Annotated in this window: 17 protein-coding genes; 4 read left to right on the top strand and 13 right to left on the bottom strand. The window is 70.1% G+C overall.

Annotation, left to right across the window (positions count from 1 at the left end; all coding sequences use genetic code 11):
• Nucleotides 1-40 precede the first annotated feature (40 nt).
• A complete protein-coding gene (locus tag OXU32_04645) occupies nt 41-883 on the bottom strand; it encodes an acyltransferase (protein MDE0073258.1) in 843 nt (280 codons plus the stop codon).
• A gap of 203 nt (nt 884-1086) precedes the next feature.
• Between OXU32_04645 and OXU32_04640 the strand changes: the two genes are divergently transcribed.
• The 3 genes from OXU32_04640 (at nt 1087) to OXU32_04630 (ending at nt 4443) form a co-directional block, all read left to right on the top strand.
• Nucleotides 1087-1497, top strand: a complete 411-nt coding sequence (locus OXU32_04640) for a DUF2281 domain-containing protein (GenBank protein ID MDE0073257.1) — start codon at nt 1087-1089, stop codon at nt 1495-1497.
• 172 nt (nt 1498-1669) lie between these two features.
• Entirely contained in the window at nt 1670-3124 is a 1455-nt protein-coding gene (gene guaB, locus OXU32_04635; GenBank protein ID MDE0073256.1) for an IMP dehydrogenase, read from the top strand.
• 53 nt (nt 3125-3177) lie between these two features.
• Complete coding sequence (locus tag OXU32_04630; protein ID MDE0073255.1) at nt 3178-4443, top strand: transglycosylase SLT domain-containing protein; 1266 nt, start codon at nt 3178-3180, stop codon at nt 4441-4443.
• A gap of 57 nt (nt 4444-4500) precedes the next feature.
• On the opposite strand, the gene moaC is transcribed toward OXU32_04630, so the two are convergent.
• From moaC to OXU32_04590, 8 genes are all read right to left on the bottom strand, one after another.
• Nucleotides 4501-4989, bottom strand: coding sequence for a cyclic pyranopterin monophosphate synthase MoaC (gene moaC / locus OXU32_04625; protein ID MDE0073254.1), 489 nt, complete (start codon nt 4987-4989; stop codon nt 4501-4503).
• Nucleotides 4986-6128, bottom strand: a complete 1143-nt coding sequence (locus OXU32_04620; GenBank protein MDE0073253.1) for a hypothetical protein — start codon at nt 6126-6128, stop codon at nt 4986-4988. Before OXU32_04620 ends, moaC begins: the two co-directional genes overlap by 4 nt.
• Nucleotides 6125-7126: a 4-hydroxythreonine-4-phosphate dehydrogenase PdxA gene (gene pdxA, locus OXU32_04615; GenBank protein ID MDE0073252.1), complete on the bottom strand. Its 1002-nt coding sequence runs from the start codon at nt 7124-7126 to the stop codon at nt 6125-6127. Before pdxA ends, OXU32_04620 begins: the two co-directional genes overlap by 4 nt.
• Before the next feature lie 44 nt (nt 7127-7170).
• Complete coding sequence (locus OXU32_04610; GenBank protein ID MDE0073251.1) at nt 7171-8517, bottom strand: peptidylprolyl isomerase; 1347 nt, start codon at nt 8515-8517, stop codon at nt 7171-7173.
• 152 nt (nt 8518-8669) lie between these two features.
• The gene (locus OXU32_04605) at nt 8670-10127 is read right to left on the bottom strand and encodes a peptidylprolyl isomerase (protein ID MDE0073250.1); all 1458 of its coding nucleotides are present in this window, start codon (nt 10125-10127) and stop codon (nt 8670-8672) included.
• Nucleotides 10128-10206: 79 nt separating this feature from the next.
• Nucleotides 10207-13524: a transcription-repair coupling factor gene (gene mfd / locus OXU32_04600; GenBank protein MDE0073249.1), complete on the bottom strand. Its 3318-nt coding sequence runs from the start codon at nt 13522-13524 to the stop codon at nt 10207-10209.
• Entirely contained in the window at nt 13521-15479 is a 1959-nt protein-coding gene (locus OXU32_04595; GenBank protein MDE0073248.1) for a BatA domain-containing protein, read from the bottom strand. Before OXU32_04595 ends, mfd begins: the two co-directional genes overlap by 4 nt.
• Nucleotides 15480-15491: 12 nt before the next feature.
• Nucleotides 15492-16445: a DUF58 domain-containing protein gene (locus tag OXU32_04590; GenBank protein ID MDE0073247.1), complete on the bottom strand. Its 954-nt coding sequence runs from the start codon at nt 16443-16445 to the stop codon at nt 15492-15494.
• A 261-nt stretch (nt 16446-16706) separates the two neighbouring features.
• Here OXU32_04590 and OXU32_04585 point away from each other — a divergent pair, with 261 nt between their 5' ends.
• Nucleotides 16707-18272, top strand: coding sequence for a DUF4384 domain-containing protein (locus OXU32_04585; protein MDE0073246.1), 1566 nt, complete (start codon nt 16707-16709; stop codon nt 18270-18272).
• Between the two features lie 81 nt (nt 18273-18353).
• Here the strand turns inward: OXU32_04585 and OXU32_04580 are convergent, their stop codons facing one another.
• The 4 genes from OXU32_04580 to OXU32_04565 form a co-directional block, all read right to left on the bottom strand.
• A complete protein-coding gene (locus tag OXU32_04580) occupies nt 18354-20306 on the bottom strand; it encodes an ankyrin repeat domain-containing protein (protein MDE0073245.1) in 1953 nt (650 codons plus the stop codon).
• On the bottom strand, nt 20303-21724 hold the full coding sequence (locus tag OXU32_04575) for a DUF1552 domain-containing protein (protein MDE0073244.1): 1422 nt from the start codon (nt 21722-21724) through the stop codon (nt 20303-20305). Before OXU32_04575 ends, OXU32_04580 begins: the two co-directional genes overlap by 4 nt.
• 67 nt (nt 21725-21791) lie before the next feature.
• A complete protein-coding gene (locus tag OXU32_04570) occupies nt 21792-23189 on the bottom strand; it encodes a RagB/SusD family nutrient uptake outer membrane protein (protein ID MDE0073243.1) in 1398 nt (465 codons plus the stop codon).
• 59 nt (nt 23190-23248) lie between these two features.
• Nucleotides 23249-25642: a TonB-dependent receptor gene (locus tag OXU32_04565; GenBank protein MDE0073242.1), complete on the bottom strand. Its 2394-nt coding sequence runs from the start codon at nt 25640-25642 to the stop codon at nt 23249-23251.
• Between the last annotated feature and the right edge of the window lie 69 nt (nt 25643-25711).

The following is a 25711-nucleotide window of genomic DNA, read 5'->3' as shown; positions in this document are numbered from 1 at the left end:
CGAGCGCCGGTCGAGCCAATCCCGCCGGGCTGTGAAGGAGCTACCCGTTGAACATTCCCGCGAACGGATCGGGCGGCGCGGATTTCCTCGGCAGATCGGGCTTCCTTCGCACCAGTTTGGCGGGGATCCCCGCGTAGACGGCGCTGGGTTCGGTGTCCCGCGACACCACCGCCCCCGCGCCGATCATGCTGTCGTCCGCGAGGGTCACGCCGGTGAGGATGGTGGCGTGGTACGCGATGCGCACGCCCGCCCCGACCACCGTCATCCGGTTCGTGATCTCGGGGGAGTTCACGACATCATGGCTGTGGCTGTAGATGTTCGAGTAGTCGGAAACCGAGGCGCCGTCTCCGAGCCGGATGCCGCCCCGGTCGTCGAGCAGCACGTGCCGGTGCACGACCACTCCGTCCCCCACATCCATGTTGTAGCCGAAGGAGAACTTGACCTGGTGGAACGCCTTGAAGTCCCTGCCGCAGCGGCGGAAGATGCGCCGGGCCAGGATGCGCCGGAAGAGCACGCCCAGGTAGAGGTTCTCCCCCAGCGGGCTCCGGTCGAACATCTCCCACATCCAGAGCAGCGGCTTGACCCGGGCATACCGCTCCGTGTCGATGTCGGCGTAATGCTCCGGTTCAACGGTGACGTTGGCCGGATCCATCTGCAGGAGCTGGACGCGCTCCGTGTCGTGCAAAGCGTCGCCGAAGAGACGCGACAGGCCTGAGGCGGCGGCTCCCCACGGACGATAGATGTCGGTCAGCACGCGCCGGCACAGCTCCCGCCGGTTGCAGCCGGCGCCCGAAAGCTCGTCGTCGATGCCCTCCAGCCAGCGATGGTAGACCTCTCTCGCATCGCCTGTGATGGGAACGCTTCTCAGGGGCAGATACGCCATCTACGCGGATTCCCGCATTCGGTTGTATGTTGAAACCGCGCACACTGCCGGGATGTGTCGCGGATGGTTGTCCGGGCTCTCCAGCCCTGCCAGAAGGATACGCGGTTCCCGACCCGCAGCAAGGTCTGGAGGGGAAGTGTTCCCCGGAACTCGACACATGAGCCCTGCGTAGGGCGCCGGGACCCTGAAAAGGATGAACGCAAATGCATGATGTCCTGCGCAACCGGCTGCTGAGAAAGATCGAGAGCCTGCCCGACCGGCAGATCTACCAGGTCCTGGACTACATCGAGTTCCTGGAGGAGAAGTATGGCGAGCGCGAGGGCGAGCAGGAGCCCACCGGGTTCCAGCGCTTCGCCGAAAGGCTCGAGGACAGCCTGCGCAAGCGAACCGTCAGGCCCGCCGTCATCCGTGAAGCGTTTCAGCTCCTCGCAGCCGCGGACCGCGGCCTCTCGAACGTCTCGGCGGCAGGACAGAAGTTCCTGCGGGACCTCAACGGCCCCGGTGAGCGCGCCGGGAGTTCGCGCGAGCGGGAGGAGGGTGGCGGGGAGGCGCGCGCCGAGGAGGACGATTCCTCAGGGACTTCCGCGCGCACGGACGGAGCCCCTTCCGAATAGGGCACGCGGCCGCGTGCCGCCCTCGCGTCGCGTCGCTTGACACCCCATCTCGAAACCCGGTAGACTCGGCAATGCTTTGGGCTTCTGGATGCGAGGCGGGCCCCGGTCCCCGGGGCGGAACGGGAGGAATCCGGGGACGGGGACGAACGCGCCGGCAGGGCGCCGCTCTGCCATGACCGGGTTCGGCGAAGGGCTGACCTTCGACGATGTTCTCCTTGTGCCGGGGCACTCCACGGTTCACCCCCGGGACACCGTTGTAGGCACGCGCCTCAGCCGCCGCATCTCCATGCCGATCCCCGTGCTCTCGGCGGCCATGGACACCGTCACCGAGTCGCAGATGGCGATCGCCGTGGCGCGCGAGGGCGGAATCGGCGTCATCCACAAGAACATGCCTGCGGAGCGCCAGGCGCAGGAAGTCGACCGCGTCAAGCGCTCCGAGAGCGGGATGATCCTGAACCCCATCACGCTGGGGCCGGACGCGACCCTGCGCGACGCGCATGCGCTGATGGCCCGGTTCTCGATCAGCGGCGTGCCGATCGTCGAAGAGGATGGCCGGCTCGTCGGGATCGTCACGAACAGGGATCTCCAGTTCGAGACCGACCTGGACCGGGACATCAAGGACGTAATGACCCGGGACCGCATCGTCACGGCTCCCGTGGGCACGACCCTCAAGGAAGCCGAGCGCGTCCTTCACCGACACCGCATCGAGAAGCTGCCGGTGGTGGACGACGACGGCAGGCTGCGCGGGCTCATCACGGTCAAGGACATCTTCAAGCGCCGCCGGCACCCCAACGCCTGCAAGGACGGGCACGGGCGTCTGCGGGTGGCCGCGGCGGTGGGTGCCGCGCCGGAGGACATGGAACGGGCGCGACTGCTGGTCGGCGCCGGGGTGGACGCTCTGGTGATCGACACGGCGCACGGACACGCGCAGGGGGTGCTCGACGCGCTCGGCCGTGTTCGCGAAGCCTTCCCGGACATCGACATTGTGGCCGGCAACGTGGCCACCGCGGAAGCTGCCGAGGCCCTCGTGGAGCGCGGGGCGGACGCCGTGAAGGTGGGGGTTGGACCAGGTTCGATCTGCACCACCAGGGTGGTCACCGGCGTCGGCGTGCCCCAGTTGACGGCCATCATGGAAACGGTGGAAGGAGCCGCCGGACGGGTGCCCATCATCGCCGACGGCGGCGTTCGCTACTCGGGCGATCTGGTCAAGGCGCTGGCGGCGGGAGCCCACTGCGTCATGATGGGCTCGATGTTCGCGGGGACGGAGGAGTCGCCGGGCGAGAGCTTCCTGTACGAGGGCAGGCGTTTCAAGATCGTCCGCGGCATGGGTTCGCTGTCGGCGATGGAGGAAGGCTCAGCCGACCGCTACTTCCAGGAATCGGATGCAGGGGCCAGCAAGCTGGTGCCGGAGGGAATCGAGGCGAGGCTGCCGTACAAGGGGCCGGTCGCAGACACGATATTTCAGTTGGTGGGAGGCCTGAGGAGCGGAATGGGATACTGCGGCGCCGCCGATCTCGGCGAGCTGCGGGACAAGGCCAGGCTGCTGCGGGTCACCAGCGGCGGTCTGCGCGAGTCCCACCCGCACGACGTGACCATTACGCGCGAAGCTCCCAACTACCACACATGAATCCGCGGGAAGTCCCAAGCCGCGGAACACCACGGCATTCCATGGCAAACCCAATGACTCGAGGCGCGCATCTTGTTCTCATCGCCGGGGCTGCGTGGGCTTCGACGGGCTGCTTCCTCGCGCCGACCCGCGCGCCGGTGGAGATGCCCGCGGCTCCCTCGGAGCCCGGATCGCCGGCGGAGGCGGAGGCGGCGCCCGTCGCGCTGGCCGAGGACCGGGCCCTGGCAGAGCGATCGCCTGCTCCAGAACCGGCGATCGAGCCGACGCGGGAGCCGGAGGTGGAGGCTCCCTCGGAGCCCGAACCGGAGCCCGTCCTCGTGGACGCCGTTACCGGCTCGCCCGCGGCCGCGCACCACGAAATCGCGGACGACCTCGACGCGTGGTTCGACTACTGGCTGGACGACTATGGTCCCAATCTCCGGCTCTCCCTTGAACGCATGGGTCGCTACGGGGACATGGTGGATGCCGCGCTGGAGGAACGGGACCTGCCCCGCAGCCTCCGCTATCTGCCGATCGCCGAGAGCTACTACAACCCTCGTGCGTACAGCCGCGTGGGAGCCGCCGGCATGTGGCAGTTCATGCCCGGCACGGCCCGCGAGCGCGGGCTGCTGGTGAACTCGCTGGTGGACGAGCGGCGGGACCCGGAGGCGGCGACGGAGGCCGCGCTGGACATGCTCGCCGAGTTGCGCGAGCGCTTCGATTCCTGGTTCCTGGCGCTGGCCGCCTACAACGGGGGCCCCAACCGCGTCGCCCGCCTGTTGCGCAGGCACCATTCGGGACCGCCCGGCGACAGCGCGTTCATCGGAATCCGCGACCGGTTGCCGCGGGAGACGCGCCACTTCATCCCCAAGTTCCTGGCGGTCGCCGCGATCGCGGATGATCCCGGCGCGTACGGCATTACCGACATCGAGTTCGAGCCCGCCCTGGAATACGACGAAACGACGGTGCCGGACCCGACCTCGCTGGACGTGGTGGCGCAGGCGGCGGGCGTGTCCGAAGACGATATCCGGGTCCTGAACCCGCACCTGCCGGCGCGGATCGTGCCCACCCACATCGAGACGGTGCTGCGGCTGCCGGTGGGCACGGTGTCGCGTTTCGAGCGCAACTACGCGGCGATCCCCACCGAGGAGCGCCTCACCATCGTCGAGCACACCATCAGCGCGGGCGAGACGCTCGGGCACATCGCCGAGATCTACGGGGTTCGGCTGGCCGACCTGATGGACACCAACCCGGGGCTGCGCCCGCGCTATCTGCAGATCGGGCAGAAAGTGGTGGTGCCGCGGCTGCGCCGGGTGCTGGCGGGGGAGGGGAGCGGCTAGCCTGGCCCCTGGCCGGAAGGGGGTGGGCTCGGTCGGGGTGCCGGGCTGGCCGCGCCCTCAGCCGCTGGCCGTCCAGACGCCGGAGCGGCCTCCTTCCTTGCGCAGCAGGCGCACTCCCTCGATGACCATGCCGCGATCCACCGCCTTGGCCATGTCGTAGACTGTGAGCAGCGCCACCGACACTGCGGTGAGCGCCTCCATCTCCACCCCGGTCCGGCCCTCGATGCGGGCGACCGCGCGGGCGCGAACTCCCGGCAGATCGGGGTCGGGCGCTACCTCCACCCGGATGGACGCGGCGGGCAGGATGTGACACAGCGGGATGAGTTCGCCGGTCCGCTTGCCGGCCATGACGCCGGCCACCTCGGCCACGCGCAGGACGTTGCCCTTGGCGACGGTGCCCTCCTCAATCGCGGCGAGGGTCGCGGGCGCCATTCGGATGCGGCCTTCGGCCACGGCGGTGCGCCGGGTGCCCGGCTTGCCGGTGACGTCGACCATGCGCGGCCGGCCGCGGGCGTCAAGGTGCGTGAGTTTCGGCGAATCGCTCATGTGCGTGTCTCCAGGGCCGCGGAAGCATCGCGCACCATGCCGTAGACGAGGAGCTGGGGGTTGACGTTGCTGGCCGCGAGGTGCTTGGCCTGCTCCACCTCCGCCACGGCCCGCGCGACGCCCTCGGGGTGTATGTTCCGCCGTGCGACGGCCTGTTCGAGGAAGGGCCCGGCGTCCTGGTTGAAGGCGGGTGCGCCGGTCGCCACCGCTGCCAGGTCGCGCAGCCAGTCCTCCAGCGCGCCGAACAGGCCGAGCATCCCGCGCGCGCCCGACACCCCGACCCCGCTCGCCGCCGTGGCGGCGGCGCCGATGCCGCCGTCCAGGGCGGCTTCCAGCAGATGGCGCGCCCGGGCCCGCTCGTGCTCGAGCGGGCCCGGCTCGCCGTCTGCCGGCAGGTAGGCCAGGGCGCGCCCGATCGAGCCGCGCGACAGCGCGGCGGCCAGGCGGGCGTCGGCGGCGGGCGCTCCGGCGGTCTCCACCAGGAAGCGTTCCACCTGCTCGACGGGCAGGGGGCCGAGGTGGAAGGGGACCGTGCGCGACCGGATGGTGGGGAGCAGCCGGCCGGGCTCGCTCGAAGTAAGGATGAAGGTCGTGCCGGCGGGCGGCTCCTCCAGCAGCTTGAGCAGGGCGTTGGCCGCCTGGTCGCTCGCTTCCTGGGGGATGAGTTCCTCCGCGTTGCCGATGACGAAGGTCTGCCGCTCGCCCAGGGACGGGCGCTTGAGCGCCATGCGGCGGATGGTGGTGACGGCGCCGAGGTAGATGCCCCGTGGCTGGTCGCTGTGGGTGGGGCGGAGGGGCTTGCGCCGAACGGCTTCCAGGGCGGCCGCGCGGGCCTCCTCCAGGGCGGCCACCATCCGCTCCGCTCCGCTGGCGCGCTTGGGGCGCGGCAGGGGGAAGAACCAGTGCAGGTCGGGGTGCTGCAGCCGGACGGCCATCCGGCAGGCGCGGCAGCGGGCGCACGGGCCCCGGGCGTTCGGGATCTCGCAGTGGAGCAACTGGCCGAGCCACAGGGCGATGCGTTGCTTGCCGGTTCCCGCGAGGCCGTGGATCAGGAGCGCGGCCGGGAGGGAATCTCTTGCGTGCGCTCCGGCGAACGTCGAGCGCGCCGGCTCGTGCCCCGTAACCGGCGGCAGCGTCACAGGGTCGCGGAGGGCGCCGCGGATGGGCCTGCGGGCGCTGCGGCACCGCGGGAGGTGGTCGCCCGGTTGGCGGCGACGCGGGTCGCAAGCCGCAACGCCTCCAGCGCGGAGGTGGCGTCCGCCACTCCCCGGCCGGCAATGTCGAAGGCGGTGCCGTGGTCGGGGGAGGTGCGCACGAAGGGCAGCCCAAGGGTGACGTTGACCCCGGTGCCGAAGGAGACCGTCTTGAGGGCTGCCATGGCCACATCGTGATAGGGGGCGACGACCGCGTCGAACTCGCCCCGCAGGGCGCGCACGAACACGGTGTCGGCGGGGAGGGGGCCGGCCACCCTTCCGGCTTTCCGCGCGAGCGCCTCGAGCGCGGGCGCGTACACCCGCTCCTCCTCGTCGCCGAAGAGGCCGCCATCGGAGGCGTGGGGGTTGAGGGCGCACAGCGCGACGCGCGGCTCGGCGATGGCCCAGTCCGTTCGCAGCCCCGCGACCAGAAGGCGGGCCTGCCGTACCAGCACGTCTACCGTCACGTGCGCGGCGACCTGCGCCAGCGCGATGTGCCGTGTGGCCAGCAGGACACGCAGGGGAGCTCCCAGGCGCGTCCGCTCGGCACACATGAGCATTCCGGACTCGTCCGCCCCGGCGAGCGCCTCCAGCAGCTCGGTCTGGCCCGGGTGGCGGCTCCCGGCCGCCTGCAGCGCGGGTTTGTGCACCGGTCCGGTCACGATCCCGGCCACGGCACCCTCCATCGCGAGTTCGACCCCCGTCTCCAGCGCCGCAAGCGACACTTGTCCCGCGCTCAGCTCGGTGCCGTCCCACTTCCCCATGGAGTGGTATTCGCCCACACCCGGGTCCGCGCCCGCCGGTCCCAGCACCAGCAACTCGGTGCCCGGGTCTTCCTCCACGAAACGGCGGGCAGCCACCGACATCACCTCGGGTCCGATGCCGCGCGGGTCGCCGAGGGTCACGGCGAGTCGTGCGCGCGGGGCGGGGGCAAGCGACGTCACGTCAGTCGCGCTGCGCTACGCAGCGGAAGCTCAGGCGGAGCCGCTCATGGGCGAAGCTCGACATGCGCCCGCGCGCGCAGCTCTTCGATGATCTCGTCGAGCACCTTCGTCTCGCGCAGCTGATCCTCCACGCGGGTCCGCAGATCGTCGTAGGTGTAGTCGCCCTCGGGCCGCGTCTCGAGAACCTTGACCACGGCAAACACCTTGCCCCGGTCGTCGAACTCGATGGGGCCGACCACGTCCCCGTCCGCCGCGGATCCGATCTCGGCCACGTATCCCGGGGGGAGCGAGCCGAGCTGGGGGGTGAAGATCTGGAGCGAATCCAGAGGCGGCTGGGCCTTGTAACCGTACTCCTCGTGAAGCGCCCTCATGGACTCGCCGGCCCGCGCCCGCTCGAGAATCTCGCCGGCCAACACCTGCGCCGCCGCCTCGTCCGCCGCGTTGGTTTCCGCGGTGATGAGGATGTGCCGCGCCCTCCGCTCCCCGAGGCTTATGCGGTCGACGCGGATGATGTGCGCGCCGAAGTCGGTCTCGACCACGTCGCTCACCTGACCCTCCTGGAACATCCCGAAGGCGGCATCCTCGAACTCACGCACCATGCGTCCGCGCGGGAACCACCCGAGGTCACCGCCCTGCGCCGCGCTCGACGGGTCCCGGGAATACCGGCGCGCAAGTTCCTCGAAGTCCTCTCCCTCGTTGATGAGCCCCAGCAGGCGCTCGGCCTCCAGCCTGGCCGCCTCGCGGGTGGAATCGGATGGCTCCGAGCGCACGAGGACCTGGCGGAAGATGATGGAGGCGGGGCGTTTGGGAAGCTGATCGCGCTGTGCGTCGATGAACGCGCGCACCTCTCCTTCGGTCACCACGATGGGACCGATGTCCGCGCGTCTCCTGCCCACCCAGAGCGACTGCAGGCGCTGCCGGCGCGCCTGCTCCTTCAGCATCTCGCGGTAGCTGATCAGGTTCAGGCCCTGCTCGCTGAGAAGGGCCACCATCTGCCCCATTCCTCCCACGTTGCGCATGCGCTCGTCCAGGTCCTGCTGGACGATGACCTCCAGTTCCTCGTCGGATACGACGATGGTGGTGTCGCTCTCGGCTGCCTGCAGGAGAAGCTGCTCGTTGATGAGGGATTCGACGATTTCATCCTGGAGCTGCATGATGCCCGCCGGATCTTCGGGCATGGGCGCGCCGCTGGCACGCATCTGGAGCAGGCGTTCCTGCACCTCGGATCGCAGAATCACCGAGTCGCCGGCGATCGCCACGACGCCGTCGACGACTTCCGGGAGGCTCCCCGGCTGCTGTGCCCGCGCCGGGGCGGCGCACAGTAGCAGTGCGAGGATGAGGAGATGCCGCGAGGAAAGTCTGCCAGGGATCGCAAGAAGAGACTTCGCCATGCCGTTTGGACCTGCGGATATGGAGGGATGGAGCGGGGGGCGGAATGCGCATCCGGGCTTCGATCCCGTGTAAACCCCGTGCTGGCGACGGGTTCCGGAGCGCGCGGCCGCGGGATCCGGAGGTCGCCGGGACACCTGCGCGGGCATCGCCTTCAATCGCCGGGCGGCGGTGCGTTGGGAGCCACAACCGGCGAGTCCGGGGGCTGGATCGGCTGGGAGCGGCCCCGGATCACCCTGAACTCGCTGGTGCGCTGGGTCACCGCGGTGAAGCTGTTCTCGAACACGTCGGCCCGGTATTCCTCCCGCAGCGCGAACGAGAGATGTCCGAGAGCCGGAATGTTCTCGTCTCCGTCGACGATGCGCTGCATGACGCGACGCACGATGGCCTCGACGGCGTCCCGCGCGGATTCTCCTTCGGCCGGCGTCAGGCTGGTCAGTTCCAGGTCGCGCGCCGCGCGCGTGAAGCGGGTGCGGGCGACCATGAGCAGCGAATCCTGCTCGACAACGCTGAGCGAGATGCCGGCCTGCTCCGCCTCGTTCACCAGGACCTTGCTCTGGGCGAGGTTTCCGAGCAGCCCGGTCAGCTGGTCATCGGTCGCGTTGCGCACCTGCGCGCGGAAGGGAGGTCCCTGTTCGTTCAGGAAGCGGTGGAAGTCCGACGCCGTGTACGCGCCCCCCTCGAAGCGGAAGAGCTCACGGGCCGCGGCCCGGCGGCTGAGGCGCTGGCTGGGACGCGCGGCCAGCTGACGGGCGATGTCGGCGCCCCCGTCTACCGGTTCCATTTCGGCGCGGCTCAAGACGCGCCCCAGGTAGGCTTCCTCGGCCTGGCTGACCAGGCCGAGCTTGAGCTGTGGCTCGAACTGGGGGCGCGCTTCCTCGAACGGGATCTGGGTCCGCTCGTCGACCCGCAGGATGTGGACTCCGAAGCCCGTGCGCACGGGATCGCTCACCTCGCCGGGCGCCAGAGCGAACGCCGCGGAGTCGAAGGCCGGAACCATCTGGCCGCGCCGGAAGGATCCCAGGTCTCCGCCCTGGGTCGCGGTTCCCGGGTCCTGGCTGAACTCTCCGGCCAGGGCCGCGAAGTCCTCTCCCGCCAGGATCCTCTCGCGCAGGCCGCCGGCGAACTCCATTACGCTGTCGGCGGTGGCGGCGTCCGCCCCCGGGTCGAGCGAAAGGAGGATATGGCGCGCACGCAGTTCCACCCCCGCCGCCTGCTCCTCGTAGATCTGTCGCAACTGCTCTTCGGTGAATGCGGTGTCCACCTGGATCACGCGCTCGCGCAGGCGCGCCACCAGCTCCTGTTCGATCTCCTGACGGACCAGCGGGAGCAGGTCGATGTGCTGGAAGGTCGAGTCCTCCAGAGCGGCGACGGCGAACAGGGTGTAGTCGATCCACAGGCTGGCGATCGCCTCCACCACGTCGGCCTGGTCGGGAAGTTGCGCCTGGCGCGCGAGCAGATCGGCGGTCTGGTCCACGGACAGCTCGTAGCCGGCGGCGCGCGCGACGATTTCGTCGCCCGGCGCGGAATCGCCACACCCGCCGAGCGCGGCGAGCGCCGCGAGGCAGACGATGCCGGGGATCCGTGGGATGCCGTGTACAGGAACCTTCATGTTTCACTCCCGATGGTCATGCCTGCGTGCATAGTACCGCGATTCCCCGGCGCTCGCTCGCTGAGATCCCGGCGTCGGGTCAGGCCGCCCGGGCGCGGTTCGCCGACAGCCGGTCCAGCGCCCGGATCAGCGTGGCGGTCAGCGGGTCCGCGCCCTCCTGGCGGAGGACCAGCGAGAGGGGCGACATCCTGCGTACCTCCACGGCGATCAATCGGTCCCGAAGCGGTTCCTCCAGGGCGGCGAGCCGGGGCACCATGTCGTCCCGGAAGGTGAGGCGCGCGCGGCGTCCGCGCACCATGATGCGCTGGAGGCCGATCTTGCGGCCGAGGAGGCGCAGCACGTGGCCGTCGAGCAGGCGGTCGGCCGGCGGAGGCAGCGTCCCGAAGCGGTCGCGCAACTCCGCGGCGAACTCGTCGAGTCCGGTCTTGGTCGTGATGCGCGACAGTCGGCGGTAGAGGTGGAGCTTCTGTCCGGACTCGGGGACGTAGCTGTCCGGCAGGTAGGCCGATCCCGCGAGCGAGATCTCGGGATCGCGCGGTGCGGGCTGGTCGGTCCGTCCCCGCTTCATGCGCTCCACGGTCTTGCGCAGAAGGCGCATGTAGGTGTCGACGCCGACCGCCTGCGCGTATCCCGACTGGTCCTCGCCGAGCAGGTTGCCGGCGCCGCGCATCTCCAGGTCGCGCATCGCCACGGCGTAGCCGCTCCCCAGGTCGGTGTGGCGCTCGAGCACGCGCACGCGCCGCATGGCGTCCCTGGAAACGCCGTCGGGGACGACCAGGTAGCAGTGCGCGTGTCGGTCGGAGCGCCCGACCCGGCCACGGATCTGGTAGAGCTGCGCGAGCCCGAAGCGGTCGGCGCGGTCGACGATCAGGGTGTTGGCGTTGGGAACGTCCAGGCCGTTCTCGATGATGGCGGTGCAGACCAGAACGTCCACGTCACCGTTCACGAAACCGAGCATCACCTGGTCGAGCTGCCGGCCGCCCATCTGGCCGTGGGCGACGGCGACGGCCGCGCCGGGCGCCAGCGCGCGCACCTTCTCGGCCGTGCTGTGGATGGTCTGAACGCGGTTGTGGAGGAAGAAGACCTGGCCGCCCCGGTCGAGCTCCCGCCACAGGCCGTCGTACAGGATGTGGTCGTTCCACGGAATGACATGGGTGGTGATGGGGACCCGGTCGCGGGGCGGAGTCCGGATCAGCGACAGGTTGCGCAGGCCGGCGAGGGAGAGCTGAAGGGTGCGCGGAATGGGCGTCGCCGTGAGGGTGAGCACGTCGACCGAGGCCCGCAGCCGCTTCAGACGCTCCTTGTGACGGACTCCGAAGCGCTGCTCTTCGTCGACGACGAGGAGGCCGAGGTCACGGAAGACGACGTCCTTGGAGAGCAGGCGGTGGGTGCCGATGGCGATGTCGAGGGTCCCGCGGCGCAACTCCCCCAGCAGGCGGGTGGTCTCCTTCGGGCTCCGGAATCGGTTGAGCGCCCCGATGGTCACCGGGTAGTCGGCGAGACGCTCTCCGAAGGTGCGCGCGTGCTGCTCGACCAGCACGGTGGTGGGCGCGAGCACGGCGACCTGCCTGCCGTCCTGGACTGCCTTGAAGGCGGCGCGAATCGCCACCTCGGTCTTGCCGTATCCCACGTCTCCGCAGACCAGCCGGTCCATGGGCGTGGCCGCCTCCATGTCCCGCTTGATGTCTTCCACCACGCGCCGCTGATCGCGCGTGTCCTCGTAGAGGAACGACGATTCCATTTCCCTCTGCCAGCGGGTGTCGGGCGCGAAAGCGTGCCCTTGAGCCATCTCGCGGCGGGCGTAGAGCTCGAGGAGTTCGGTGGCGACCTTGCGGATGGCCTGCTCGGTGCGGGCGCGCAGATTCTTCCAGCGCTTCCCGCCGATGCGGTGCACCGGCGGAGGCTTCGCCCCCTCCGTGCCGCCGACCCACCGCTCCAGCAGGTCGAGCCGGTACACGGGCACGCGCAGGTACTCCGCCCCCGCGTACTCGATCAGAATCGACTCGATCTCCTCGCCACCGATGGTGACATGCTCCAGCCCGCGAAAGCGGCCGATGCCGTGGTCCATGTGCACGACCGCGTCCCCCGGGGTGAGCTGCGCGACGCTCTCGAGCGAAGCGGAGCCGCGAAAGCGGCGCCGCCGGCGAATGCGTCGCGTGCGCAGGAAGATCTCATGGTCGGTGAGGACGCGCAGGCGCGGGGCCGAGTCGTTCAGGATGAATCCCCCGTCCAGCGCCCCCACGGCGAGCTGGGCGCCCGCCGGAAGGCGCGTCTGCCCGCCCAGAATCTCCTCCAGGCGCTGAATCTGCCCCTCGTTGTCGCAGAGGATGAGGGTTCGGTCGCCGCGGGCGGCGCCGGCCCGCAGCACTTCCTTCAACCGCTTCATGTCACGGGAGATGACCGGCGGCGCCTCCGAGCCGAAGAGAATCTCGCCACCCGCGGCAGGGGAGACGACCAGCCGGGGGAGGGCGGCCAGCCGCTCCAGCAGGTCCCGGGGCCGAAGACAGACGGTGTCCGGCGGGGGGGGCTCGTCTCCGCCCGCGACGGCTTCGGCGTGGCGGCGCTCCACCTCCGTCCATGTGTGCTCCGCGGAGGCCTTCAGGTCGTGGCCCGCCCAGCGCGCCACCAGCGTGTCCGACGGCAGCAGGTCGAGCAGGGAGCGGGGCGCGCCGGGCGCGTCCGGACCTCCGCCGTCGCCCAGCCTGACCGGGAGCAGGCGCACCTCGGCGACCGACCCCCTGGACCGCTGGTCCAGGATGTCGAAGCGGCGCATGGAAACGATTTCGTCACCCATGAACTCGACGCGCACCGGGTCGGGGGAACCGAAGGAGAAGACGTCCACTATGCCCCCGCGCACCGCGAACTGACCGACTTCCTCCACCAGCGGAGCCTTGTGGAAACCGCGCTCCCGGAGTTGCTCCGCCAGAGCGGTGAGCCCGACCTCGGCGCCCGTCCGCAGGGTGAGGTGCAGGTGGGTGAGGCGGGTGGGGAAGGAGCCTCGCTCCTGGAGCGCGCGCAGCGTGGTCACCAGCAGGCGGCAGCGGTTGCCGAACACGGCTTCCACCGCCTCGACCCGGCGCCCCTCGATCTCGATGTGGAAGTCGTCGCTCTCGTAGGGAAGAGACTCGCGCTGGGGGTAGGCGGCCACGGCATCCGGGCCCACGAGGGCCTCCAGGTCCGCCTCGGCGGCGACCGCCCTGTCCGGCGACGGAGCGAGAAGCACGACCACGCGATCTCGCGTAGCACGGACCAGAGCGGCCAGCACGGCATGTCCCAGTGATCCGCACGCGCCGCCGAGGGACAACTCGTGGCCGGCGTTCGGGAGGCGTGCTCGAAGGGACCGGAAGGGCCCGGTTGCCTCGATCAGGTCGAGAATGGCGTTCTCGCGCGCGTTCATCCGGTTCGCGGAAGAGGGCCGGAAGCGGACGGGCCGCGGGAGCCCGACATGGCGCCGCCGCCCGAGGAGCTGGTACGCCGGCCGGTGGCGGCAACCCGGGATTCCAGGAGCAGCAGCACCAGTGCGGCGACGAGGAGCCAGCGCCATACCTCGGTGCCCTGCCGGCTGGCGAAGACCAGGCGCCGCCAGGACGAGGCGTCGGCCCGGTCGTAGTCGTCCCCCAGAACCCCGTCGAGGGCGCTCTCCGCGATCGGCTCCAGGATCGATTCCGCCGCGGGCGGGTTGACCGCGACCTGCCGCACGAGGGAGTCGCCGGCCAGAAGGCGATGGAGCCCCGGAGCGCGCGCGACAACCTGGGCCCCCGGGCCGGCCGGCGTCCGCGCGCCGGCGGCATCGGCAACGGCGTCGACTCCGGCCGGAATCGGCAGGACATCCCCGACGGTGAACGACCTGCCGTCGCTCTGGAACGGCCAGCGCGACACCATCCATTCGACCAGCGGCAGCATGGGGGCGGACACGGCCAGGCTGGTGGCCTCTGCGTCCACCGGGGAGCCGAGCAGCAGATAGGGTCCGCCCGGCGCGCTGCCGGTCACGATCCAGGGCTCGCCCGAGTCGAGGGTGGCCTGGACCACACCCGCCGCTTCCTCGCCGTTGGCGACCAGGCGATAGCGGCGGACGATGCGCACCTCGTCGAGGGCGACCGGCAGGCGGTTGTCGGCCACCCCGATCTCGCCGGCGCCGGGCTCGCTCTCGTAACGCCAGGGGATCTCCGCCAGCAGGAGTTGGCGATTGAGGGCGGGCAGCATCGCTCCGTCGGAGGGCGGAACCACGACTGCGGCGGAACCGCCGGGCCGGCCGTCCAACCCTTCTCCGCCGACGCTCAGGAGTACCTGGGCCGCTGCGTCCGCGGTTCGTTGCGCCCGGCCCGCCCGAGCCAGCACCTCGATCGCCTGCTCAAGGAAAAAGCCGCCATCCCCCCGGAGCGACACCCCCACTGGAGGCCGCACCGACACCGAGAAAAAACGGCGGTCGTCGCCGCGCAGCGCGTCCGGGTCGATCTCGGCGTACCCGCTCACGGCGCCTCCTGCGAACGGGCCCACGTTGAGCAGCGCCTCCGATCCAGCCGTGATGGTGGTCGCGCCGACGGTGCGCCCTCCCACGACCAGGCGCACCGCCAGGGTATCCGCGCCTTCCCCGCTGCCCCCGACCGCGATGGACACCTGGGAGCGCTCGTTCGTCATGGGTGCGAGACCTCCGCCCACCAGTACCTCCCTGAGGTAACGGTTGTCCTCCACGGAGGACGGTGCCTGGTACACCAGGAGACGGGTGTCGGCGGGGAGCACCACGGGGGCGTCGCCCGGGAACGCCGTGGCCTGCAGGTCGGACAGCAGTTGTATTTCGGTTTCGTCGAGCGGCGCCGCCGAGACGAGGGCGCCGGCTCTCTCGATCGCGGCGGCGAGATCCCCTCGTCCGCCGCTCACCTGGGTCTCGAGAACGCGCGCCCGCGCCTGGACGGGAGATCCCGGAACTGCGACATCCCACGGCTCTCCCGCCCTCATCACCCAGATGCGATCCTCGGGCCCGGCTTCGTCGAGGGTCTCGAGGGCCAGTGCCTTCAGTCGATCGAGCACGCGCTGTTCTCCCTGGACCAGCCCGGAGCTGAGCGAGTTGTCCAGGATGATCACCAGCGCGGTAGGCTGGTGCGTGCCCCCGGCGCCCCTCCAGAAGAGCCGGCTCCCCGCCAGAACGAGCAGAAGGCAGATGGCGACCCGGAGGAGGAGCAGCAGCAGCTGTCGGATGCGAATGGTGCGCGCATGATCGCGCGTGGCGCGCAGCAGATAGCGCAGCGCGGGGAACGGGACGCGGCGGAGCTCGTGGCGGTGGAAGAGATGAAGAATCAGCGGGACCGCGACCACCGCGGCGGCAGCCAGGAAAAGAGGGTTCAGAAAGCCCACGCCATCCGGCTCCTATCCCAGTCTCTGCCGCTTGCGCAGATACGTCCTCAGGGCGAGCGAGAACGGCTGGCTCGTCTCGATCATGCAGTAGTCGATCCCGTAGGGCCGGGTGGCGCGCTCCCACTCGGCGATCGCGCTATCCACGGCCTCCCGGTACTCGCGGCGCATGTCCGGCACGCTGATCTGAATCTCATCGCGGCTCTCGGGATCGAAGAAGCGCACGTCGCCCGCGGGAGGCAGCTCGCGCTCGCCCGGATCCAGAATGTGGAAGACGAGCACTTCGTGCCCGTAGTGCTTGAGATAGCGCAGCGCCAGCCGGGTCTCCTCGGGGTCGATCAACAGATCGGACAACAGCACGATCAGGCCCCGGCGGCGCAGGCGTCCGGCGATGTCACGCAACGCAGAATGCGCGGAGGTCAGGCCCGTGGGCTCCAGCGGAGAGACGCGCCGGATGACCTCGTGCCACTGCTTGCGTCCTCCGCTGGGTCCGAGCCGGGCCTGGATCTCGTGGTGGAAGGACGCGAAGCCGACCAGATCCCCCTGACCCAGGAGTAGAAGCGCGATGCATGCCAGGAGGTGTTTCGCGTACCACGACTTGGTGGCCAGCGTGCCCGGCTGCGAAGTCCATGCCATCGAGAGGCTGTTGTCGAGCAGAAGGTATGCGCGAAGGTTGGTCTCCTCTTCGAACTGCTTCACGTAGAATCGGTCCGAGCGGCCGTACATGCGCCAGTCGATGTAGCGCAGGTCATCGCCGGCCTGATACGCCCGATGCTCCGCGAACTCCGCGGAGAACCCGCGGTGCGGCGAACGGTGCAGCCCCATGTAGAATCCCTCCACGACCTCGCGCGCGATGAACTCGAGGCCGCCGACCTCCGACAGCGCCACCGGGTCCATCAGGTCGGCGCGCCGCCGGCCCGGGGCGGTCCCGAGGCGGGGGTCAGGTGCGGACGTGTTGGGTTCGTTCATGGTGGGTAGTCTAGAAAACCGTGGGAGAGGATGCCATGCCCGCCCGGGTTCCGCTCTTTGGCTCCAGGGTATGGCAGGTGCCGCCGCCGGCCCTTGCATGCAAGGTATCAGGCCCACGTCTACTTGCGGGAAGGACGGCATGGTCGGATAGGTTAGAGGAAAGGCGACGGGCCGGGGCGCTGGCACGCTTGGTGCAGCACAACGGGCCCAGGGTTTCGTTTTCGCGGGCCGCGCCCGCCGGCAGGGGGAAGAGTCAGGACGATGCGGTTCGCGAGGTTGGCCACCGGCCCGGTGTTCGGGCTGACGCTTCTGTGTGCGGCGCCCATGGCAGCCCAGGAGCAGTTCGCAGCCCGGGACGAGCCCCTGGAGTCGCGCATATGGCTGGATCGCGGCACCAGCCCCGTGCTGCGGCGAGGCGATCTGGTGCGCGTTTTCTACCGCGCCTCGCGCGACGCCTACGTGAGCATCTTCCACATCGACACCAACGGCTTCACGCGCCTGCTCCATCCCGGCTCCCCCACCGACGGTCACCTGGCCCTGCCCGGGCGCGACTACCGGCTGCTGTTTCCCGAGTCGCGCTATTGGCAGGTGGAGGAGGACGAGGGCAAGGGCTACCTCTTCATCGTCGCGGCTTCGGCGCCGCTCGACTTCTCGGGCTTCGCGTACTCGCGCTACGAGGGCGGGTGGAACCTGGCCGCGTTGGCGCAGGCCGCATATCGCGATCCGTTCCTGATGATGGACGATGTGGTCGCAGCGCTGATCCCGGAGGAGGCAGGGGAGTACGCGCTCGACTTCGTCGCCTACGACATCGACCGGCCCCACGACTATCCGCGCTTCCTGTGTTACCAGTGTCACGGGTTCCGGCCGATGTTCGACTGGAACCCGTACGGCCGCTGGTGCACCGACTTCCGGGTCGTGATCCACGACGACCCCTACTACTACCCCGTGTACCGGTACAGCGGCGACCGGGTGGTGTACACGCGCCCGCCCGAGCCCTCGCGTCCCATGTTCGAGTTCAAGGAGCGGGTTGATGGCGAAGCCGCGACGCCCCTGATCCGAACGAGGTCGGGGGAAGCGCCCGAACGCGGTATCGGCAGGGACCTGGGGCAGGGTCCGGGCGAGGTGCCCACCGCGCGCGTTCCCGGCCTGCGCGAACCGATGCGGCCGGGGGCAGGCGCGCGGGGAGGGTTGGCACCCCGCGCAGATGAGTCGGCGCTGCCGGGAAGGGTCGTACGGCCCCCGGCGATGGCGGGGCCGTCGGGCTCCTTGGGGTCGAGCGCGGACGCCCGCGGGCAGGCGCCGGCCGGGGCGGAGCTGGCGCCGGTGGGGCGGTCCACGGCCGCGGCCGGCGAGGTGCGGGCGGAGGGGGCCGATCCGGTGGCATCGCCGGAGACGGTCGGGGATGCCGTGGCGGGTGCGCCGCCCGCGGTGCCGCCCCCCGCCACCTCCCCGCGGCCTGACGGATCGCTCCCGGATGCGGCCGTTCGCGGGGCGCGGTTGCGGCCGGATCCGGCGGTATCTCCCGCGGTCCGTGCCGCTGAGGGCCGCGACGAGCGACCGGTGCTGCAGCGGCGGGGCGAACCGCCCCCCGCCGGTGCCGGTCCCCCTCCTTCGGCGCGGCCGCGCACTCCGCCCGGCGAGCCGCCGCCTTCGTCCGCTGGGCAGCCGCCTCCGGGATCGGTGGGGTCGGCCGCCGGATCGGGCCCGAGTCGCTCCCCCGCAACCGGGCCGCCGCCATCCGCGCGGTCGGGTCCTCCGCCCCGGTCCTCGGGCCCACCGCCGCCCGCCGCCCGGAGGCGTCCGCCCGGCAGGCCACCAGTCGGGTAGCCGGCACGGGGCTACCGGGCAGCCGCGGCCGCGGCCACCGCGCAGGCGAGTTGCTTCGCTATCTCCCGGCTTGCGGGGGGATCACCGCCTTCCGCCCGGCGGCCGATCCTGCTCCCCCGGAGGCCCTTGCGTGTCGAACGCCTCCACCCCGGCACCCGGGCAGAAGTCGCCGGTGCCCCGGAAGTGGGTGTTGAGGCACCTCAGCTCCGACCCGAGACCCACCAGCAGGTCCACCGTCCCGGGGTAGGACGGCCGCGAGAAGTAGCCCGCCCGGCCGCCGCGCGCCATGTCCGCGGTGGACTGACCCAGCCGGCTGATCGCGCCCACGTCGGCCCCCTTCGCCACCAGGTACTCGATGTGGTCGTTGCCGCCCCGCACCGAGGCGTAGTGCAGGGGGGTGTAGCCCCACGAGTCGCGGAGATTGACGTCGGCCCCGAGCTCCTCGACCAGGTACCTGACCGTGTTGACGAAGTTGTTCGGAACGTGGTTCATCAGGAAGGCGCCGAGTCCCATGTACCCGCCCCCCGCCGCGGCGTGGATGGGGTACATGTTGGGGGTTCCCTCGGGGATCATGGGCAGCCCGGAATCCTCCTGCAGGCGCCCGTCGTTCTGGCGTCCCTCGCGCATTCCCGGTTCCGGCCAGGTGGTGGGGATGTCCGGGTCGGCTCCGTGCGCCACCAGCGCCTTCATGGCGGGCAGGTCCTGGGCCAGCGCCGCCCGCCAGAACGGGGTGGCCCCTGTCAGGTTGAGCCCCAGCTTGCCGCGCAGGAAGTCCGAGTACCACAGGTGTGTCCCGATCGGCGCGTCGGGGTCGGCGCCCGCCTCCAACAGGGCGTGCAGGACGTCCATGTGCGTCGTGGCCTGGTTGTCGTGCGCGCGCGGGTGGGGATGGTCGGTGAACTTGAAGGCCCACTGCGTCTGCAGCACAGCGAACAGGGGGGCGACGCCGTCCGTGTGGGTGGCCAGGTCGGGGTCGGCGCCCCGCTCGATGAGCAGCATCGACATGTCGAACTGGCCGTTGAGCGCGGCGAGGGTAAGCGGGCTGGCCCCGTCGCCCGCGACCTGGTCGATGTCGGCGCCGCCGTCCAGGAGCACGCGCGCGACCTCCAGATGGCCCTCGCGGGCGGCGTGCAGCAGGGCGGTCATGCCGCCGGTCCTGCCGACCAGGGTCTCGTACATGGGCCGCCGGACGATCTCGTTGTCGCTGACGTAGCCGGCGGGGGTGTCCCACGCGGGCACCACGTTGGCAAGGTCGTCGGGGTGGAAGCCGGCCAACTGCTCCTGCAGCTCCTCGGAGGCGAGAAACTCCCGCTGAACCGCGAGCGCGGCCTGCACCTCGGCGGCGGTGGGCGCCCGCGCGGTCCCGCCCTCGGTCGCCCGCTGGATCTCGGACAGCGCCTCCAGCAGACGCCCCCGGGCCGCCCTGCTGATCGCCATGCGGCGCAGCACGTCCGCCACCTCGGTGGCGATCGAGGGGTCGGCGCCGTGTTCCAGCAGTTCGGCCGCGGAGGCCGTCCGTCCGGCGGCGGCGGCGAACATCAGGGGCGTCTGCCCCGCTGACTTTTCGCGCGCGTTCACCGGCGCGCCGTGCTCGGCCAGCAGCCGAACCGCGCCTTCGCCGCCGCGCGCCTCTGCCGCCAGGTGGAGCGGGGTCACGCCGCTGGAGGTGGTCACCGCCCCCGGGTCCGCGCCTGCGTCCAGGAGCGCGCCCACCACGTCCGCGTGTCCCGCGCCGCCGGCCAGGTGCAGGGGCGTATACTCACCGATGCGCGTCGCCGCCCCGGTCTCGGCCCCTGCGCCGATCAGGATATCCACGATCTCGAGGTGACCCTCGCGGGCGGCCAGGTGCAATGCGGTCAGGCCGTCGCCCTGCGCGAAGTTGGGGTCGGCGCCGTCCTCGAGCAGCGCCTGCACGGCGTCCGCGTCCCCCTGCCTGGCCGCATCCAGCAGCCCGTCCTGCGGGCGCGCCGCAGCCACGGCCAGAAAGACCGCGAGGACCGCGCCGGCCCGCCTGACCCCGCGTCCAAGCCTCATGGCTCCCTCCGCGTGCTCACCGGCCGGCCCATCGGAAAGCTGAGCGGGAACTCGCCCGTGCTGTCGCCGAAGGCGCGCATGTCGTCGTGCCCCAGGCGCTGCATCAGGCTCACGAACACGTTGGCCATGGGCGTCCCCTTGGGCGCCCTCAGATGCAGATTGCCCTCCAGCGCGCCGTTCGCATGGCCCATGAGCAGGAGCGGGCAGCGCCGGTGGTTGTGCAGGTTCGGGTCGCCCATCGGGGAACCCCAGATGATCGCCGTCTTGTCGAGCAGCGAAGCCTCGCCCTCCATCGTGTTCTTCATCTTCTCCAGGAAATACGCCATCTGTCCCAGGCGATACGTGTTGATGACGTTGAACTCCATGACGGCGGAGGGGACGTTGCCGTGGTGCGACGCGGCATGGAACGACTTGCTGGTGCCGCTGCCGGGGAAGGTGCTGTTCTGCAGGTCGAAGCCGGTCTTGAAGGTGATGACCCGCGTCAGGTCCGCCTGCAGGGCGAGCACCTGCAGGTCGAACATCAGCCGCATGTGGTCTTCCCAGCGGTCCGGAATGCCCGACGGCGCCTCCGGCATTTGCCGCTCCTCACCGCTCGAGTTCTGCGCCTCCACCAGCTCGATGCGCCGCTCCAGCTCGCGGATGTGGGTGGCGTACTGATCGAGCGCCTGCCGGTCCAGCGCCCCCAGCTCCCGCTTCAGGTCGTTCAGCTCCACCAGCACCCAGTCGAGCAGGCTCTGGCTGTTGCGCAGGCGCACGGCGCGGTCGGCCGGGGAGTCGCCGGCCCCGAACAGCTGCTCGAACACCCGCCGGGGCTCGCGGATGGCGGGAAGCGGCTGGGTGGGCGACGCCCACGCCAGGGTGGTCGTGTAGGCGCAGTGGTAGTTGTAGGCGCACCCGCCCCCCCGGTCCATCTGCTCCGTGGTGATCTCGAGCGAGGGCAGCGCGGTGTCCTGTCCGAAGCGGTCCGCGTGGACCTGGTCGAGGGACTTCCCCAGGTAGACGTCGGCCTGGGTCTGCAGCGGATGGGCCTGGGTGAGGAACACGGCGGTGGAGCGATCGTGGTCTCCGCCGATCTCCTCGGCCCGGTAGGGCTCCGCCATGCGCACGTCGGTGTTGCTGACGATGGTGAGGTAGTCCCGGTAGACTTCCAGCGGCTTGAGCTGGCTCTCCGCCCTGAGCTCGAAGTCGCGGCCCGCGGTCGCTGGCGCGAACAGGTTCTGCTCGTCCCCCCAGTCGTTCCCGCCCGCGCACCCCATCGACTCCTCGACGCACACCAGGCGCGTGAACTGCGACTGCGCCGCATCGCTCCAGGGCTTGCCAGCCGGCACCATCGCCTCGAGGAGCGGGAGGCCCACGGAGGCCCCGGCGCCCTTCAGAAAGGTGCGGCGCGAAAGGTGTCTTCCCGTGATGAAATTCATCGACGACTTCCCTCCATACAGCGATTCGGTTCACAGGACGCGGTTTCCCGGACTCGATTCACGGCACTCAGTTCACGTACAGGCGCTGCGCGATCTCGTTGGTCAGGTTGGGGTTGGCGTTGACGTCCTCGGGAGAGGGCGGCCAGCGCAGATGAATCCCCATCGCCTTGTTCTGGTCGAACCAGCGGTAGGGGAAGATCTCGTAGTAGCGCATGTCCTGCCAGCGCCGCATCTCCATCCAGAACTCGGCTCTGCGCTCGTGCTGGAGCTGGGCCATGATCTCGCCCGCGTCCATGCTGGCGAAGTCCCGCAGATCCGAAAGCGCATGTGCTGTGGGCGGCCAGCCGCGCGACGCGTCGCCCCAGTCCCCGGCCATCGTTCGGGTCCTCGCCGCCGCGCGGGTGTGATTGATCCACTCGACCGCGCCCGCGAGGTCTCCGGCCAGCAGGCGGGATTCGGCAATGATGAGCATCGCCTCGGCGGCACGGCTGAGCGGGAGCGGCGTTTCCCGCGCGGTATACTTCAGGTTGTAGGAGCTGGTCCCGAGCGGCTCCTCGCGGGTCGTTTCCTCGTGCGGGATGCGCGGGTCCCAGTCCCCGGTCACGGGGTCCGAAAGGAAGAGATAGATCTCGTCGATCCGGTTGGTGCCTCCGTACGGCCCTCCGAGGGAGGCCCCGGAGTTGGAGCCGCCGGGGGCGCCGAAGCGCAGCGAGACGTTGTAGTCGGGGGCCGTCGAAAGCGCTTGCCGGGCCGCCGATTCGGCCTGGTCGAACAGGCTGCGGTCCATCTGGCCCTGGAGGTGGGTGCGCTCGTAGTAGAGCGAGCGATAGGCCCGCGCGACCTGTCCCATCGCGCCCGCGGCGAGATTCGCGTCCCCGGCGGATTGCGCGACCTGGGCGGCCTGCTGGAAGCGCTCGACGGACTCCGCGATCACGTCGACCGGGCCGCGCAGCTGATCCTCCGCGCCGTACACGATGACGTTGTAGTGATCCGCCATGGTGATGCGGGTCATCCCGCCGAAGAAGTACGCGCGCGCGACGCCCAGGTCGTTGCCTCCGGCCGCCGAGAGGCGTTCGGCCACCTCGTCCGCGAGCCAGCGCGCCTGGGCGAGCCCGCGCCAGTGGCCTTCCACGGCGGAGTTGGACGCCAGCCGGTTGCCCCGCATGGCGTCGATGTTCTCGAGCTGCGTGGTGGGATGGAACAGTTCATCGCTCAGGAGCCCGTGTCGCGTCAGCAGGCTCGAATAGGTACCGGCGAGGTTCCCTTCCGGCGTGTTGGCCAGCGTCCCCAGAAGCTCCTTGCGCTCCAGGTCCTCGTCCAGCAGACTCGCCGGGTTGTCGACCTCCAGGAAGTCGCTGCAGCCGATGGCCGTGGTCAGCATCAGTCCCGAAGCGAGGGCCGCGAGACCCCTCAGTCGTCGTGTTCCAGCGATCGTTCCGGCATCAGGGTTTCCGTTCTTTGTCATCGGTCGACTCCCTTGTCTCTCATGCACGTTCATGGATTGCCTCCGCATGTTCGGCCCGGTCAGAACTGGGCCCTGAGGGAGAAGACCAGGCGTCTGGGAGCCGGCACCTTGAGGTAGTCGACGTTCTGGGTGAAGTAGCTGGCGCCGGCGGTGCCCGCTTCGATGCCGCGGGTGCCGGGGTCGATCCAGCCGTTCTTGGGCGAACTCAGGTAGTCGCTGAACACCTTGAGGTTCTTGGCCCCCACGCTGATCTGCGCGCTCGTTGCCGCGAAACGCTCGGCGAACGAGTCCGGAAGCTGGTAGGAGACGGTGAGCTCGGCCCAGCGCACATAGTCGCCCGGGTAGACCGTGTTGGAGATGACGCCGTTGTGCTTGCGGCCGTACTCGTCCACGAGCCGCTGTTTCTCCTCGACGCTGGCGTTGGGGTCGTTCAGGGTATGCTCGAGCGTCGCTACCAGGGGACCGTTGCCCAGCGCGTTGCGCAGGTGGTCGGTCTCGTTGGAGACGATGAAGCCGCCCGCCGCCTCGAAGATGTTGCGGAAGCTGAAGCTCCCGAACTGCATGGCGCTGCGGATGTCGATGGTCCAGTTGGGCTGGGGTCTGCCGATCACCGCCAGCGAGTCGGTGCCGTCGGCCGCCTTCAGGATGTTGGGCGCGATGTCCCGGCGGCTGCGGATCTCGTCGATGGGTCCGGAGAGAATGTAGGGCTGGTTGGGGTCGACGATGGGGGCGATCCAGATGCCGGGCCACATCCCCTCGTAGAGCGAATGGAACCGGCGCCGGCTGCCGAGGCGCCGGTCGGGCTGCCCGCCCAGGTCGTCCGCCCACTGCTTCAGGTAGGTGGGGCTGAGCGTCAGGTCCCAGGTAAAGCTGGGGCTCTGCACCAGGCGCGCGTCGGCGGTGAGTTCGAGCCCCCAGGACTTGAGCGTGCCCAGGTTCCGCAACTGCGAGCGGGTGAACCCGTCTCCGGGCGAGGGCGGCACCGGAAGCAGCGCATCGTCGGTGGTCTGGTTGAAGTACACCAGCTCCATGCCGAAGCGGCCGTCCAGCAGCCCCGCCTCGACCGCCAGCTCGATCTCGGTCGAACGCTCGGGCTTGAGTTCCGGATTGCCCAGGTTCTGGGGCGTAAGGTAGCCGCCGATGACGCTGCTGCTCGGGCTCCAGGTGCGCTGGGCGTCGAAGGCGCCCGGCTGCAGACCGGAGGCACCCAGCGCCGCGCGCAGCCTGAGTTCGTTCATCCAGCCGACGTTCCAGAAGTCGTACTCGGAGACCACCCAGGACACACCCGCCTTGGGGTACACCTGGAGGCCGAAGTCCTCGCCGAATGCCGAGTTGCCGTCCGCGCGAACGCCCCCGGTCAGGAAGAGGCGGTCGTCGAGCCCGACCTGCCCCTGGACGAAGAGACCCGCGTTGATGACCTCCTCGAAGCCCTCGCTCACCCCGGTGATCTGGGCGCCGCCGCTGAGGGTCTTGAGGGTGGGCGACCCGAACTCGCGCACGGACGCGAACTCGTTCGCCTGCACCTCGCGGAAGCTCTGGCCGCCGACCGTGACGTTGCCGACCATCCGGTCGCTGATCTGGGTCTCCCAGTGGGTGCTGAAGTCCAGCGTGGTCGTGGCGAAGCGCGAGTTTCTCACCTGCTTGTAGCCGGTGACCGACTCCGCGACCACGCCTTGGGGGAAGAACGCGCTGAAGCGGCTGTCGATGAAGTTGTGCCCCATCTGAAGGGTGGAGCTGAGTCCTTCGGCCCACTGGTAGACCAGCGAGGCGTTGAGCATGGTGTTGACGGACTCCTGGAGGTTCTCCGTGATGCGGCTGGCCAGCAGGGGCGTGTAGGCCCCGTGAGGATTGGTCTCGGTGGCGCGCAACGGATTCCCGAGCATGAGGTTGCCGAAGAGGTCGCCCCACCCGGGGGTGGCGGTCTGGAGGTTGCGCCGCACGACATTCACCCCGACCTGGCTGGTCAGCTTCTCGGTATGGGTGAAGTCGAAGGTGGCGCGCACCGACTGGTTGGCCAGTTCGTTGTTGGGCGAGGGGTTCCGCTCCTCCATCAGGCGCCCGGACAGGTAGTAGCGCAGGCCGGGCGTCCCGCCGCGAACCGACAGGTTGTAGTTCTGGTGATACCCGAGCACCGCGTTCTCTTCCCAGGGACTGTCGCAGAGGAGCCGATGCTCGGCACGGTTGTATCCGCAGTTATCCGGGAAGTCGCGTGGAAAGGCGAGGTGTTGGAGGTCGGTCGAGAAGGCGTATACCGGCGAGCCCGTCTGTCCCCGCTTGGTGAAGATCTGGATCACGCCGCTGGAGGCTTCGGTGCCGTAGAGGGTCGCGGCCGCTGCCCCCCGGATGACCTCCACCCGGTCGATGTCCTGGGGATTGATGTCCTGCAGCCGGTCGGTCCTCACGGACGTGGCGCGCTCGACTGCGTTGTCCATGCGCACGCCGTCCACGTAGATGAGCGGGCTCTGGCGCTGGCTTGTCTCCCATAATCATGCAGATTCCCGCGTGATTTGCATGACCGGGTC

It is taken from the genome of Gammaproteobacteria bacterium (genome assembly GCA_028819075.1).
Lineage (GTDB): Bacteria > Gemmatimonadota > Gemmatimonadetes > Longimicrobiales > Gaopeijiaceae > BD2-11.
This window is presented reverse-complemented; position numbering and strand designations above follow the sequence as displayed.